The sequence below is a fragment of the Pseudomaricurvus sp. ABR4_320 genome (assembly GCF_056159445.1).
The window spans coordinates 41,908-55,370 of record NZ_JBSWVF010000009.1 but is presented as its reverse complement, the minus strand read 5'-3'; the positions used below and the strand labels follow the sequence as shown (position 1 = coordinate 55,370).

Annotated in this window: 14 protein-coding genes; 7 read left to right on the top strand and 7 right to left on the bottom strand. The window is 51.4% G+C overall.

Annotated features, from left to right (window positions below):
- Positions 1-15: 15 nt before the first annotated feature.
- Positions 16-1,026, bottom strand: coding sequence for a zinc-binding alcohol dehydrogenase family protein (locus ACXAFR_RS17840; RefSeq protein ID WP_475179149.1), 1,011 nt, complete (start codon positions 1,024-1,026; stop codon positions 16-18).
- 203 nt (positions 1,027-1,229) lie between these two features.
- Between ACXAFR_RS17840 and ACXAFR_RS17835 the strand changes: the two genes are divergently transcribed.
- Entirely contained in the window at positions 1,230-1,625 is a 396-nt protein-coding gene (locus tag ACXAFR_RS17835) for a winged helix-turn-helix transcriptional regulator (RefSeq protein ID WP_475179148.1), read from the top strand.
- Positions 1,626-1,740: 115 nt separating this feature from the next.
- Here ACXAFR_RS17835 and ACXAFR_RS17830 read toward each other — a convergent pair whose 3' ends face one another.
- On the bottom strand, positions 1,741-2,886 hold the full coding sequence (locus ACXAFR_RS17830) for an MFS transporter (RefSeq protein WP_475179146.1): 1,146 nt from the start codon (positions 2,884-2,886) through the stop codon (positions 1,741-1,743).
- 122 nt (positions 2,887-3,008) lie between these two features.
- Here ACXAFR_RS17830 and ACXAFR_RS17825 point away from each other — a divergent pair, with 122 nt between their 5' ends.
- Positions 3,009-3,761, top strand: a complete 753-nt coding sequence (locus ACXAFR_RS17825; RefSeq protein ID WP_475179145.1) for an IclR family transcriptional regulator — start codon at positions 3,009-3,011, stop codon at positions 3,759-3,761.
- Between the two features lie 56 nt (positions 3,762-3,817).
- Here the strand turns inward: ACXAFR_RS17825 and ACXAFR_RS17820 are convergent, their stop codons facing one another.
- Positions 3,818-4,528: a nuclear transport factor 2 family protein gene (locus tag ACXAFR_RS17820; protein ID WP_475179144.1), complete on the bottom strand. Its 711-nt coding sequence runs from the start codon at positions 4,526-4,528 to the stop codon at positions 3,818-3,820.
- Between the two features lie 373 nt (positions 4,529-4,901).
- On the opposite strand from ACXAFR_RS17820, the gene ACXAFR_RS17815 reads away from it, so the two are divergent.
- Genes ACXAFR_RS17815 through ACXAFR_RS17795 form a run of 5 tightly spaced genes read left to right on the top strand, consistent with a single transcriptional unit; the run spans position 4,902 to position 10,829 of the window.
- Positions 4,902-6,368 (top strand): carotenoid oxygenase family protein, encoded by a 1,467-nt coding sequence (locus ACXAFR_RS17815; RefSeq protein ID WP_475179142.1) that lies wholly within the window; start codon positions 4,902-4,904, stop codon positions 6,366-6,368.
- On the top strand, positions 6,365-7,309 hold the full coding sequence (locus tag ACXAFR_RS17810; protein ID WP_475179141.1) for an SDR family oxidoreductase: 945 nt from the start codon (positions 6,365-6,367) through the stop codon (positions 7,307-7,309). Before ACXAFR_RS17815 ends, ACXAFR_RS17810 begins: the two co-directional genes overlap by 4 nt.
- Positions 7,310-7,367: 58 nt before the next feature.
- On the top strand, positions 7,368-8,066 hold the full coding sequence (locus ACXAFR_RS17805) for a nuclear transport factor 2 family protein (protein WP_475179140.1): 699 nt from the start codon (positions 7,368-7,370) through the stop codon (positions 8,064-8,066).
- Positions 8,063-9,199, top strand: coding sequence for an amidohydrolase family protein (locus tag ACXAFR_RS17800; protein WP_475179138.1), 1,137 nt, complete (start codon positions 8,063-8,065; stop codon positions 9,197-9,199). The genes ACXAFR_RS17805 and ACXAFR_RS17800 overlap by 4 nt, the downstream gene beginning before the upstream one ends.
- Positions 9,162-10,829: an MFS transporter gene (locus ACXAFR_RS17795; protein WP_475179137.1), complete on the top strand. Its 1,668-nt coding sequence runs from the start codon at positions 9,162-9,164 to the stop codon at positions 10,827-10,829. The genes ACXAFR_RS17800 and ACXAFR_RS17795 overlap by 38 nt, the downstream gene beginning before the upstream one ends.
- A 9-nt stretch (positions 10,830-10,838) precedes the next feature.
- On the opposite strand, the gene ACXAFR_RS17790 is transcribed toward ACXAFR_RS17795, so the two are convergent.
- The 4 genes from ACXAFR_RS17790 to ACXAFR_RS17775 all read right to left on the bottom strand — a co-directional run bounded on the left by ACXAFR_RS17790 (position 10,839) and on the right by ACXAFR_RS17775 (position 13,302).
- Positions 10,839-12,041, bottom strand: coding sequence for an FAD-dependent oxidoreductase (locus ACXAFR_RS17790; RefSeq protein WP_475179136.1), 1,203 nt, complete (start codon positions 12,039-12,041; stop codon positions 10,839-10,841).
- Positions 12,042-12,206: 165 nt separating this feature from the next.
- Entirely contained in the window at positions 12,207-12,572 is a 366-nt protein-coding gene (locus tag ACXAFR_RS17785; protein ID WP_475179134.1) for a DUF4870 family protein, read from the bottom strand.
- Between the two features lie 26 nt (positions 12,573-12,598).
- Positions 12,599-12,832: a helix-hairpin-helix domain-containing protein gene (locus ACXAFR_RS17780; RefSeq protein WP_475179133.1), complete on the bottom strand. Its 234-nt coding sequence runs from the start codon at positions 12,830-12,832 to the stop codon at positions 12,599-12,601.
- A gap of 32 nt (positions 12,833-12,864) precedes the next feature.
- Positions 12,865-13,302, bottom strand: coding sequence for a GNAT family N-acetyltransferase (locus ACXAFR_RS17775; RefSeq protein ID WP_475179132.1), 438 nt, complete (start codon positions 13,300-13,302; stop codon positions 12,865-12,867).
- Between the last annotated feature and the right edge of the window lie 161 nt (positions 13,303-13,463).

Sequence of the window (13,463 nt, the reverse complement as noted above, 5' to 3'; positions counted from 1 at the left end):
TATTCTGACGTGTACTTAATATCCAAAACCCGTCATAACAATTTTGCCGCGGGCCTTACCCGACTCAATCAGTTGATGAGCCTTTTTTAGATTTGCAGCATTTACAGGACCAAAATCTTCCGCCAGAGTCGTCACCAACTCGCCGCGATCAACCATCGCGGAAACCTCACTGAGAATTTTATGTTGTTCTACCATGTCTTCGGTCTGAAATACTGGACGCGTAAACATAAACTCCCAGTGCACCGAAACGCTACGTCGCTTAAACGGCAAAATATCCAGAGATTCAGGATCGTCGATCAAGCCCATCGCGCCCTGAGGTGCAATACACTGTTCAATCGCTGGCAGGTGGGCGCCGGTATTCGTCAAACTCGCAATGTAACGCACACTGTCGATGCCGACTGCCTTCAACTCCTGATCTAACGGCTTGCTGTGATCAATGACCAAATCAGCGCCCATTTTGCTCACCCAGTCACGCGTCTCTGGCCGTGAGGCGGTACCGATGACACGCAGCTTCGTTAAACGTTTCGCCAACTGAATCAGTATTGAGCCAACACCACCCGCACCGCCGATGACCAACAGGTCATCGGTTCGCTCTCGAGCAACACGCATACGATCAAACAACAGTTCCCAGGCGGTCATAGACGTCAGCGGCAAGGCAGCGGCTTCTGAAAAGCTCAAGCTCTCCGGTTTGCGACCAACGATACGCTCGTCGACCAGTTGCAGCTCGGCATTACTGCCCGGCTTGTCCATGGCACCGGCGTACCAGACTTGGTCACCCGGCTGAAACAGCGTGACTTTGTCACCGACCGCCTCCACCACTCCAGCGGCGTCGTACCCCAACACCTGATACTCGCCCGCCTCAGGTTGAATACGCATACGGAGCTTGGTATCGACTGGATTGACGGCAACGGCTTCGACGCGTACCAGTATCTGATGCCCGGTTGGAGAGGGATCTGACTGTTCGATATCCAGCAACGCATCTGGATGATCAATGGGAAGCGACAATGAATAGCCAACGGCGCGCATAGTGATTTCCTTCTTAATTAAAGAGTGGCTGGACTTGCTATAAGTGACATCCGATTATAGAGTTACATCCTCAGACAACAAGTACGCACTATATTGTGCTGTAGTACCTTTTTGTATACTTAGAGCTTGCATACTTTGAGCCTGATAGGCCGAGTGTCTCGTTACTGAGTGAAACTGATACCAACACAAATGTAGAGTCGATCATGACCAAAAAAGTGTCCGACAGAGAACCTTATTGCAGTTTCGGCTGTTCCGTAGAGGCCGCCATTGAGGCCATAGGCGGCAAATGGAAAGGCGTTATCCTTCATCATTTAGCCGATGGCACCAAGCGCTTCAACGAATTGCGGCGGCTGATCCCCCATGTGACGCAACGCATGTTGACCAAACAACTGCGGGATCTGGAGAGAGATGGCATCGTTTCCCGCCATGTATACGCGCAAGTGCCACCAAAAGTTGAATATGACCTGACCCCCTTTGGCGAGACCCTGATGCCGATTTTGAAGGAACTTCAGAAATGGGGAGATACTTATCTGGAACGCTTTGCCGATATGCGACGCACCGGGCAGCGTGAGGATGAGGCTAAATCGGCAGCCAACTGAAGGCTCATTCAGGATCACACGATTACTGGGTAAATCTCAATCGATACGAGACGTCATAAACACACTGACGATTCAGCATCCCTGCCGCATCGGGTTTGCCACACGGTGTGTTCATTTAACTTGCCGGGTGAGTAAATGTGCTTCTGCTCAAAAAGAGCGCCATTGCTATGAGCACCGCAAGCACTGCGGTCATAGTAAATACTGTTGTTCGTGTTCCCGGGAGATAAGTCATAAACGATGCCAAGAATTGTCCCATAAAAATTGCCATCGATAACTTTGCTAAATTTTCTCCTCGACTATGGGCTCGGCTTAAATCAACAACTATGTGGTTAACCACCGGAATTGAGAACCCAAAACCACATCCCAGCGCTACACCACCAGGAATCATCAACGCAACAGAGCTCGCAAAACTGAAAACAAAGTGCCCCAAACCGTAACACACAAACGCAAGGACAAGAGTTTGAGGTTCGGATAAGACATTAACCACTTTCGGCATGACAAATGCCGCCCCCACCGCGACCAAAGAAATAAACGACAAGAACATTCCCGTCTGAGATGCGTTAATTTCTAGGGATGCAAAATGAAGCGGCAGTAAAATAATCGCCGTAAAGAAAATAACCATTGAGCCCAACGCGGCGGCCCAAGTGATTTGTATTGGTGCACTTGCCTGGGTTGTAGAGGAACTCTCTCGAGATGGCGTTGCCGACTCGGGATTATCATTGGGTACGAACCTATAAACGAAGACCAACAGAATCCAGGCAAAAAGGTAGAGCGTGAATGGCATAGACCAGTACAGCTCAGCCAGTAACCCTCCGACAAAAAGAAAAATCACTCCCCCCAATTCAATAGAGACCCCTTGCAGAGCAATCATTTTGAGGCGCACATTGCCCTGATAAAATTCGGAAATAAGTCCGGTTCCAGCAGTCATGACAAAAGATGTCGCCCCACCGAGCAGGAAGCGATCAATTAAAACTGGACCATATCCAGAAAGGAAAGCGCCGGTAAAACCAATTAGGCCATACAAAAAAAGCCCTAAGCAAAGTGTCTGATATAACCCAACTCTCGAGATAAGTTTTGCCGTCAATGGTCCGAAAACCACCACCCCCAACGCAGGCAAGGTCACCAGCCAGCCCGAAGCTTTCTCGACGTGAAGATTGGACGCAATTGAGGGTAGTCCGGGTACGATAACGCAGCCAACCATGATGGTAAGGCAGGCAACAGCGAGAAGCGTCGCACCACCGGCGTGAGAAATTTTATGCATGAAGTATCGTTAACTCACCAACTGCCCACACAATGGACATATATTCCGTATAGTGGTAGTAGTATCAAGCTTGACGACATTAGAGTCAATGGCGTGCTCTATGGGTAAGAAAAGGAGTAAAAATGGAAGTCGAAAAAAGTAGCAAGAAAGTCATCACTCGCGCTGCGACAATCCTAAAGGTTCTCGGTCAGTTTCAATCTGGTATCAGCATGTCAGCGCTTGCACGTGAAAGCGGACTTCCCAGAACAACAGTTCATAGAATGGTTTCGACATTAGAAGAGCAGGACCTCGTCATAACCACAAAAGATGGAATACGTCTTGGCCCAGCGCTGTTAATTCTCGCCACAGCTGCGCACACTGATTTTGTGGCCCTTGCCAGACCGTTTGTAGAAATCTTGGGCCGAAGAACAAGAGAAACCGTCGATGTCAGTGTCTTTCGAGGTGTTCACGCAATCTCAGTAGACCAGTATTCTTCCGATCAAGAACTGCGCGTGGTCTCGCCAGTGGGAACCGCATTCCCGGTCCACACGACCGCGCATGGAAAAGCAATACTCTCGCTACTCAGCGATCAGACACTTTGCCGCTTTTTAAACGATGATCTTCAACCAGCCTCGTTACCGGGTGTTAATACTGAGGCCCTTAAAAAAGACATCGATCACGCAAGAGAACATGGGTTTGCCCACGACTTAGAAGAACACGCCGAGGGGGTATGTGGACTCGGATTCGCAGTAACCTATGGAAACAATAGTGTCTATGCCATTTCGATTGCAGTACCTGTGCAGAGGTTTAAGCGAAACAAACCCCGACTGCTGACGGAACTCTTGAAAGCAAAAGCCGAAATTCAAGCGATACTCGAACCAAGTTTAGCAAGCTAAAACGGCAGCCAACGGATAGAAAGCTGCCACGCCCACTTTGCGTCGTTTGGCACGGACTAGTCTTTAAAACCTTCTCGTGCGCGTGAATTATCCAGCTCTATCGACTTGCCCGTGACGGGATGATCGTAGTGGAAAGGCACGGTATCTGTTGCGGGCCACAGACGCGGTGCCGGATCGATAAGCTCATCCGGCCCGGTGGGATCCTCGGGAAAGGTTTGCGTCGACATGGGAATAAAATCGATGGGCGTTTTAGACCAGCCATCTTGAAAGGTGCCATGCCAAAACGGGTAGTAGCGCAGCGCTTTAATTTTCCAAACGCCCCCTTCGCGCACATATTCATTTTCGTAAATACCGCCCTCCCACCAGGCTCGCTGATCGCCCTCAGCAGATTCGTGCAAACCCGCCTGCATCATCGAGCGGCCACGCACCTTAGCAGAGTTGCGATCTTCGGCAACATCAATGACCATTTGTAGCTGAGGATGATCCAGCAACCAACCGTAGCGTGGACCATTGTGGCCTTGGGTAAAACGCGTTTGAAAGCGCTCGATGTATAGACGTCGCACGCCGGCAATACCCTTGTAAATACCACCGAGAAACCACACTTCCCCATCTTCCGCAAACAGATCCACACATTCATTGTATTGTGACTTATCAATAAAATAACCGTAGGAATACTGGATTCTGCGGATTTGATGAATATCCTGTTGTATGGCGAGCTCGTGCTCAAGTTTTACGATGCGATCTTCAAGCGCCTGATAATCTGACATGTTGAATCCCTGTTATTAACATTATTTTGGTCGTGGAAAACTACCAGATGTTATTGTTTACACAAACTGAGATTCCTTAGCACCACGACATTTATTCGCCAGAAACATCAGAATAAAACAGCGAAGTCTTTGATTTTTAGGCGTTTCGTCGCGATTTACCTGTCGAAACTGGAACAGCCAGTTGCAAAATTGCACCTCTTAAGCAGCGATTTAATTTCGTTAGAATGACATGAACCGCGATGATGTGACCGCTCCGTGAAACCCGCCGCCAAACGCGTTAACCCAGTAGGTCCGCCTTAGTAAAGCGACTTTGCGCACCTCAAAACTCATACGTTGGCAGCGGCCCAAACCATAAGAAAAAAGGGAACTCAGCATGTCAGGATATCCGCAAACCATGCATTTTGTGGGCTTGAATGAGCCTGTGCGAGAAGAGTATTCACTGCAGGACTTACCGATCGAAGGCAGCATCCCCTCCGACGTAAAGGGCGTATTTTTTCGCGCGACGCCGGATCCCGCTTTCCCGCCGTTTATCCCCGACGACAATGTGCTTTCAGGGGACGGCATGATCAGCGCCTTGCGAATAAAAAACGGCAAAGCCAGCTTCGATATGGCCTATGTACAAACCGCCCGCCACCAGGCAGAAGTCGAAGCCAATAGAGCACTGTTTGGGCGCTATCGAAATCCCTATACCGACGACGACGCCGTAAGAGGCGTCGACCGCACCGTTGCCAATACCACACCGGTCTGGCACGCCGGCCGGCTGTTAATGACCAAAGAAGATGGACTGCCCTACCAAGTCGATCCCCACACACTCGAAACCCTGGGGCGCTTTGATTTCGGCGGCAAACTAAAATCGGAAACCATGACGGCACATGTGCGCATTGATCCCGAAACCGGCGAGCTGTTCTTTTACGGCTATGAAGCTGACGGTCTGGCGTCGACCAAAATTGCCTACTGCATCGTCAACGAGGCGGGTGAGCTCATCCGCGAGCAGTGGTTTGATGCCCCCTACTGCGCGATGATGCATGACTTCACCATCACTGAAAATTACGCCCTATTCCCCATCTACCCAACGACTGCGAGCATTGACCGTTTGCGTGAGGGTGGCGACCATTGGATTCATGAGATGGACACCGACAGCTGGCTGGGGGTCATGCCTCGCTATGGAGATGTCTCTGAACTCAAGTGGTTTAAAGGTCCCAAAGGCGTTTCCTGCTATCACATGATGGGTGCCTTTGAAGATGGCGAAGGCAATATCCATTTCGACCAATGCCTCTCCAATGTCAATGCATTTCCCTTTATTCAGGAGGCATCTGGTATTCACATGAATCCCCAAGATGTTCAAGGTGCTCTGACCCGTTGGACAGTAAACTACCACAGCAGTATCGACACAGTAGCCTCGTCTGAAATCGGCCCGCCGGGCGACTTCCCCGTCATACCAGCCGCCCGGCAGGGCCGCCCCTACGATCATGGCTGGATGTTGACCATGAATCCAGATATGCAGGGTCCCCCCATCATGGGAGGCCCAGTGGCGGCTATGTTCAACATGCTACTGCGCCTCAATTTTGCTGGCGGTCCTATACAAGCTCTGCCGTTACCGCCCTCCAGTTGCTACAACGAGCCAGTTCATATTCCCTCGGCACAGCCAGAACATGAGGGATGGCTACTAACTATCGTCAACCACCAGGTTGGCGATAACGAATTCACCAGCGAAGCCTGGATTATCGATGCTGGCGACCTCGGCAAGGGCCCCGTCGCGCGAATCGGTATTCCTAAACGTTTGCGCCCGCAGGTGCATGGTTGGTGGGTGCCTCAAGAAAAGTTGGATGCGGCCCAATGACCCGGATAGTCGTGACCGGCGCCTCCGGTCAATACGGGCGCAGCTTTACCGACAAACTGATTTCCCAAGGGCGTGCGGAAGATCTGATCTTAATCACCCGAACACCGGCAAAATTGGCGGAACGTGAACGTCAGGGATGTACGGTACGCTATGGAGATTTTGATCATCCCGATACACTTGTTAGCGCTGTTTCCGGTGGAGACAGCATGCTGCTTATATCAGGCACCCGCGTCGGCGCCAGAGTCCTGCAGCATCAGGCGGCGATAAACGCCGCCAGCCAAGCGGGAATCAAGCACATTGCCTACACCAGCTTTATCGGTATTGACGATCCCGCCAATCCGGCCGAAGTACGCCACGACCATATTGACACCGAAGCGCTTATTCGTGAATCGGGAATGGCCTGGACGATGCTCCGCGATGCCCACTACGCCGACGCCATGATCATCAACGCCGGGCCCAACCACATGGCCCAAGGGCAATGGTATACCAACAGCGGACAAGGCCGTGAAGCCATGGTCTGGCGAGACGACTGCGTAAACGCCGCCGTGGCGGTACTCACTACCCCAGGACATCGAAACAAGATTTATAACATCACCGGCCCGCATTTACAGACCTTCAAAGAGGTGGGCATATTGATGGAGAAAATTACCGGCTGTCCTCTAGAGGTCATCCAAGTGAATGACCAGCAAATGTATGACATCTTCGACGCAATGGGCGTGCCCCGCCGCCCCGTCGATGATCAATCCATTAAAGGGATTCCTTGGAACAGCGACGACATGGTCAGTTTCGGCCGCGCTATTCGCGAGGGTTATCTAGACATATGCACAGATGATGTCGAACGCCTTACCGGCAATCCCGCCCGCTCGGTTCAGCACATGATCGAAGAACACTGCACCTTGCTGCAAGACGCAGCGAATGCACACAGTGCGGAATCTCTATGACCTGATTTCTATTTTTTAAACCGCTCAATCCATAAGAATAACGAACAGGAGTTTACCCATGTCCGAACTGGAAAGCCGCCTCGCGCAACTGGAAAATCGCGTTACTGAACTGGAAGACATTCAGGCAATTCGTCGTATCCATTGGGCATACGGCTACTACATTGATTTTAACCGTCCGGAGGATGTCGCCGAGCTTTTTGCTGAAGATGGCGAAGTCACTTTCCTCTCCGGTGTTTACGTCGGAAAAGAGGGCGTAAAACGTCTCTACGGAACCTGGTTCAAGAATTTCTTTTTGGCACCCGGTGAAGAAGGCCCGGCCTATGGCTTTCTCCTCGACCATTTTCAAATGCAGGACATCATAACGGTTGCACCGGATGGGCAAACCGCCAAAGGCCGTTTTCGCGGCATGTTATTTGGTGGCAGTCACGAGAGCCGGGATTTTCAACCTGAGGGTTTGCCTCAACAATTTATGGAAGCCGGCATCTATGAAAATGACTATGTCAAAGAAAACGGTGTTTGGAAAATCAAGCGCCTAGATTACATGATGCAATGGCAAAGTGATTATGAGAGTGGCTGGTCAAAAACAACAGCACACTTGCAACCACTGATGCAAACCTTCCCCGAAAACCCTCTCGGCCCTGATCGCATTCTACCCACAGCCGATATTCGCAAAACCTGGCCTCATCGTCAGGATGTGCCCATGCATTTTGCCCACCCCAGGTTCGGCGCCATTTTGGCGGGTCAAGACGCCCAATGAGCTTACTGCCCGATGGCAGCGAACCGGGGCTGCGTGGCCACGCCGACGAGCGTGGCCAACGCACCCGCACGGGTCTCGCACCAGCATCCGGTGCCATTAATCGACATGCGCCCTACCGCCGCATTGCTACTGAGGAAGCCTGGACGTTTCCTGCACTGGTCAAAGCCCAACAGGATTATTTGAACGATCCCAATGCGCCGGACGATGCCTCCCTGAGGATGGCTGGCATGTTTGCCGGTATGCCCAAGCTGCAACACATGTTGCAAGATATTGGTCCAGGGCGTATCGCTCATATAGACGAGCTTGGCATCGATCATCAACTGTTGTTATTGACCGCGCCAGGTGTTCAGGTCGTCAGGGAACGAGAGGGAAACCGTTTGGCTGAAGAAGCTAATGACCTGGCGGCAGCCAGCTGCCAACGTTGGCCTGATCGATTTTCTGCACTGGCGGCGTTTGATCCACGAAACGTCACAGGTGCTGTACGGGAACTTGAACGCGCCATCACCCGCCTTGGCCTCAACGGAGCGGTACTCAACTCCCACTTTCAAGGCCGCTATCTGGATCTGCCGGAATATGAACCCATTCTGGAAGCTCTGGAATCTTTAGACGCTGCGCTCTACATCCATCCCACCGCGCCCTTTGCCGCCGCTCACTATCAGGAACGCGGCCTCACCGGTTCGCTCGGTGGATTTCCACACGACGTCTGGATACATGCCATGGGGTTAATTTTCTCAGGCGCGTTTGATCGCTACCCACGCTTACGCTTGGTACTGGGCCACCTGGGTAAATGCTTACCTTTACACCTGTATCGTTTTGACTGGATGCAAAGCAATGCCGACGGCATCCCCGGATTCAGGGGCGGGCAGCCTGCTGTCAAACTTCAGCACCCGGTTTCCTACTACTTTCACCACAATATTTGGGTAACCACCAGCGGTGTTGGCTGGGAACCGGCCATCAAATTCTGTATGGACGTTCTGGGCGCCGACCGAGTCCTCTACGCCATGGACTACCCCTATCAGCAATCCTCCGATGAAGTAGCCGTATATGACCAGCTCGACCTCTCCGACAACGACAAGCTCCGACTCATGCAAACCAATGCCGAACACGTCTTCCGGCTTAACAAACTCAACTGACCCAACGCTCGCACCCATCGGTCACGACTATGCCTTGGGCGGTAAAGCCGCTTGGTATCTGCTGATACTGATCGGTGCCTGTCAGGCAATGTCGATGGTCGACCGTCAGATTTTGACCATTTTAATGCCTAAGATAAAGGCAGATTTGCACATCGGTGATACGGAAATGGGCTTGCTGTACGGCACAGTATTCGCCCTTTTTTACGCACTTTTTTCTCTGCCCCTGGGAAAACTCGCCGACAGCTGGAACCGCACCAAACAGCTGGCGATTTCCATCATCGCCTGGTCGGGTGCAACTGCCCTCGGCGGCACGGCGAATGGGTTCGCAACACTGGCCGTTTCACGTCTCGGTGTCGGCATCGGCGAAGCCAGTACCCAGCCGGCGGGCATGTCGATCCTTTCAGACATATTTCCCAAGAAAATGCGCGGCACGGTCATGGCTCTTATGGCGGCGGCCATTGCATTGGGGCTGGGTGCCGCCATTGTGGTCGGCGGTTTCGTCGCGGATGCCTGGGATAATCGTTACATCGATGCGACTGCACCTCTGGATTTGAGAGGCTGGCAGGTCGCATTTTTTGTCGCAGCCATTCCCGGTATTCTTCTCGGTATCCTGCTGGCGTTTCAGAAGGAACCGCGTCGGGGACTGGCGGATGGAATTTTCTCACCCGCGGAGCCCCATCCCTTTCGCAAAAGCGCAACAACGCTTGGCGGTGTTCTTCCGCTCGTCGTTTGGTGGCAAATGCTGCAAGAGAAAGCGCCTCTAAGACAATGGCTGATCAATGTTGCCGGATTGCTCGCCATCATTCTTATCGCTCGCTTTATGATTGGCTGGACCGACAGTCTGCGTGCGATTAACCCTCCAGCACTGAATTTCGGCGGCGTTTTGGTCACTGGCAATCAACTGCAGTGGGGCATCATCGGCCTGGGCAGCTATGTCGTTCTCAACTGGCTACAATCACTGGGGCGCAGAGATAAGCCCGCATTCGCCCTGATCGCCACCAGCCCGTCGATGATCATCCTCATTGTCCTTATCGCACTGCAGACGGTGATCAATTATGGTGTTATGGCTTTTGCCGCACCCTTCCTGCTAACCAAATTCGAATTGAGCGCCCAAGTGGTGGGAACCCAATTTGGCATTCTTATGATTGTCACGGGAATGCTTGGCCCCATCATCGCAGGGCCGCTGTCGGACTGGGCTAACCTACGGGTAAAAAGTGGACGCCTCTACGTGACGGTGGCGTCGCTGGTGATTGGGCCATTCCTCGGACTCGCAACATTTAACGCACAAACGCCGACCGCATTTTACGCTTGGTTTGCCTGCTATAGCGTAATCCTAACCATGTGGCTACCGCCGCTCTATGCCACTTTGATGGAGCTGGTGTTGCCGAGAATGCGCGGCTCGGTCATGAGTTATTATATTTTAACCATGACCATTTTTGGCATGGGATTAGGGCCCTATGCTGTCGGATTAATGAGCGATGCCCACGGCGGAGATCTTGCCCAGGGCATCAAAAACCTCTACTGGTTATCGCCGATCATTGCACTGCTGTCGGTCGCCCTGTTACTGAGATTACACAAAGAAACGTCAACCTTAGTAGAAAAAGCAAAGGATGCTGGCGAAGATCTGTAAGGCCATAAGTTAGACCGTTTTCATCGTCGCGATAATGTCAGCCAAGCGCTCGACAGCACTGATGGACTCAGCAGGGTCGACATTGGCCAGCTCGTTGCCAAAGTCCCCGTACGCCTGCGCTTGTACCAGCAGTCCATCACGCCTCGGATACACAGAAACGTCTTTATCCCAATACCAAATACCGTAATTGACTTCCGGTTGCGGGATAAGCTTACACGTTTGACCCCGCACAGGCGTAAGACTGTCATCGTCTAACAACGCGCGAGCCCCATACCCCGTTGCGTTCACAAGGGTAGGCTGATCCAGATTAAGAAGATCCTCTTTAGAGGCGAAATCCGCCGTCACGATTCGCCCACCATTCTGGTGGAATTCGTCGAGCAAGAGTCGCGAATAAGCACTGATGTTAAACATCAGTAACGGATGACGCCTGACATAAGGCGCCGAAAAGGGGTTTTCCGATGCAGGAATCATCACCGGATCAGGAGTTAGGCCTTTGGCTAAGGTGCCGGAGAAATTCGGGTATTCTGGCTCGCCTTCGGGCCCATGATGACTTTCTGAACCAAACGGTTTGTCAGCAAGGTCATAAATGTGTGTCCACTCAACAGGCATGGTGGTCAAACCGAGCAGCGTTTGAAACTTGCGATAGGAAGACCTAGCCATGGTTTCCCAGCGATCCGCAAACGGCTGCGCGTGAGCCATTGAGACGATCCGAGAATCCGGCGACCAGATGCCGGTTGCATAGGAGGAGCGCACATACGGGGGGCGCTCTTTCGCGTAGATGGTAACTGCATACCCCGAGCGTTGTAATTCAATGGCTGCGGTCAATCCAATCGCCCCACACCCGATCACCGCAATATTCTGTGCACCTGTCCCCTCAACCAATTTGCGCGTTTCAATCGCAGAACCCCAAGAGAGCGACCAACCACTGCCGCCATGGCCATAACTGTGGACGATGGATTTTTTTCCGACCCTTTCCAATTCGATTCTAGGGCCTAACGCACGGAATGGTCGCGTGCACACATTCATCGTAACAATACGATCTGGTCGCGCATCAATCGCTGCGAGGGGAGGAACAGTAATAGACAGCGGGCTGCCATCCTCGGGAATCGTTGAATCACTCATCTGAGCATTTTTTGTACTGCTGGCACATCCACTGAGTGCAATACCACTGGCCAAAGCCGTGGCTCTGTGTAGAAAATGACGTCTTTGCATTGAGTCCTTCTGTTCTTTTGCTGTGCAAAACTGACCTGCGTGCACATACTCTGACCATGGTTATACTGGATATGACCAACACGCAGGACCAATTGATTATTAGCAAAAGAGGCGCCAGCAACGAAACCTAGGGAACCTCTGATTAGTTACCGCTTGTTAGGCAGACTACGAATAAAACGGTTTGTTTGAGGTAATCTTGGATAAACCCTTGACGATTCGATAGACAGACCAGACCCACACCAAAAACAGAAATAAATAACCGATGAAAATCAAACATAAAATAGCGCCGATAATGGTCAGAATGAGCCCCCACCAAAACGTCTTTATGATATTACTATAGTGATCTTCAAACAGACTACCGCGAGCATCTGGCTTTTTTACCATTGCCCAGACGGCACCAATTATCCAGAAAATTCCTGTAAATAGGCCAGCGACCATCAAACCATAGCCGATGAGAGCGCCAGTTTTCGCCTCGTCATCGGCCTCTGACAAATACCGTACTGTTGATCCTCGATCGTCGAAATTCGTCATACATCAACCTCTTTACGTGAAGATATTTATCCCTGTTTAGCCCTCTCGATCGCCGCAATGATGGCACGCTTTGCCTGAGGGCTATTTTTCCAACAGGTTGAGCGCAATTTAGACGCAACCATTGCGGTTATGTCGTCCGCCGTATAACCTGCCAATTTTGGGAACGAATCAATACCTAATTCTTCTAGGCGCTGTACTACTGTCGGGCCGACACCTTTAAGCGCCAACAGTGCGTCACGCTCTTTGTCCGAAAATGTCATACAACATTGCTTCTCAATGTAAACGGTAAAATTTATCTGTGAATGAGAGCCAGCATTTCCTCGCCCTCTTCATCCAGCCCTTGCTCGACGAAACCGAAGCTACCATAGAAAGGTTTCGCTACGGGGTTTTTGGGGTCGTAGCAGATCTCGATATCGACCACCTTTGGATCAGATTTAATGTCATCTAAGGCCAATTCTAAGGCGCGGCGGCCAATGCCTTTTCGCTGAAACTTTACATCTACCATAAAACGCCAGATCGAGACCTTTGTCTCTGTCTCTTGGACCCACATAAGAAATCCGACCGGCTGATCAACAAGATAAATGGCGCGAGTTTCGTAACCTTCGTTATACGCAGCTTCAACAAGCGACCAGGAGTTCGGCGCGACGTAATTCTGCTGGCTTTTAGCGACTTCCAGATCAAACACCGCCTCGTAATTGCTTTTATCGACTGCCTTTAAAGAGACTTGCATAGATTTACTGCTTCTAAAATTTCACGCTTAATCGAACGAACGTCAAAAAACTGGGTAAGCGCTGTACTGATTATGCATCACCCAAAATGACGCAGCTCTCATAAAATACATCGTCATCCCTCGACGCATGTTTTCATTTGACGGATCTAACGTCTCTCGCG

What these genes read in the sequence shown, in the direction of transcription:
- ACXAFR_RS17840 (WP_475179149.1), bottom strand. Translation starts at nt 1,026, where the DNA reads ATGCGCGCCGTTGGCTATTCATTGTCGCTTCCCATTGATCATCCAGAT.
- ACXAFR_RS17825 (WP_475179145.1), top strand. Translation starts at nt 3,009, where the DNA reads ATGGAAGTCGAAAAAAGTAGCAAGAAAGTCATCACTCGCGCTGCGACA.
- ACXAFR_RS17790 (WP_475179136.1), bottom strand. Translation starts at nt 12,041, where the DNA reads ATGCAAAGACGTCATTTTCTACACAGAGCCACGGCTTTGGCCAGTGGT.
- ACXAFR_RS17830 (WP_475179146.1), bottom strand. Translation starts at nt 2,886, where the DNA reads ATGCATAAAATTTCTCACGCCGGTGGTGCGACGCTTCTCGCTGTTGCC.
- ACXAFR_RS17805 (WP_475179140.1), top strand. Translation starts at nt 7,368, where the DNA reads ATGTCCGAACTGGAAAGCCGCCTCGCGCAACTGGAAAATCGCGTTACT.
- ACXAFR_RS17800 (WP_475179138.1), top strand. Translation starts at nt 8,063, where the DNA reads ATGAGCTTACTGCCCGATGGCAGCGAACCGGGGCTGCGTGGCCACGCC.
- ACXAFR_RS17835 (WP_475179148.1), top strand. Translation starts at nt 1,230, where the DNA reads ATGACCAAAAAAGTGTCCGACAGAGAACCTTATTGCAGTTTCGGCTGT.
- ACXAFR_RS17815 (WP_475179142.1), top strand. Translation starts at nt 4,902, where the DNA reads ATGTCAGGATATCCGCAAACCATGCATTTTGTGGGCTTGAATGAGCCT.
- ACXAFR_RS17775 (WP_475179132.1), bottom strand. Translation starts at nt 13,302, where the DNA reads ATGCAAGTCTCTTTAAAGGCAGTCGATAAAAGCAATTACGAGGCGGTG.
- ACXAFR_RS17795 (WP_475179137.1), top strand. Translation starts at nt 9,162, where the DNA reads ATGCCGAACACGTCTTCCGGCTTAACAAACTCAACTGACCCAACGCTC.
- ACXAFR_RS17785 (WP_475179134.1), bottom strand. Translation starts at nt 12,572, where the DNA reads ATGACGAATTTCGACGATCGAGGATCAACAGTACGGTATTTGTCAGAG.
- ACXAFR_RS17780 (WP_475179133.1), bottom strand. Translation starts at nt 12,832, where the DNA reads ATGACATTTTCGGACAAAGAGCGTGACGCACTGTTGGCGCTTAAAGGT.
- ACXAFR_RS17810 (WP_475179141.1), top strand. Translation starts at nt 6,365, where the DNA reads ATGACCCGGATAGTCGTGACCGGCGCCTCCGGTCAATACGGGCGCAGC.
- ACXAFR_RS17820 (WP_475179144.1), bottom strand. Translation starts at nt 4,528, where the DNA reads ATGTCAGATTATCAGGCGCTTGAAGATCGCATCGTAAAACTTGAGCAC.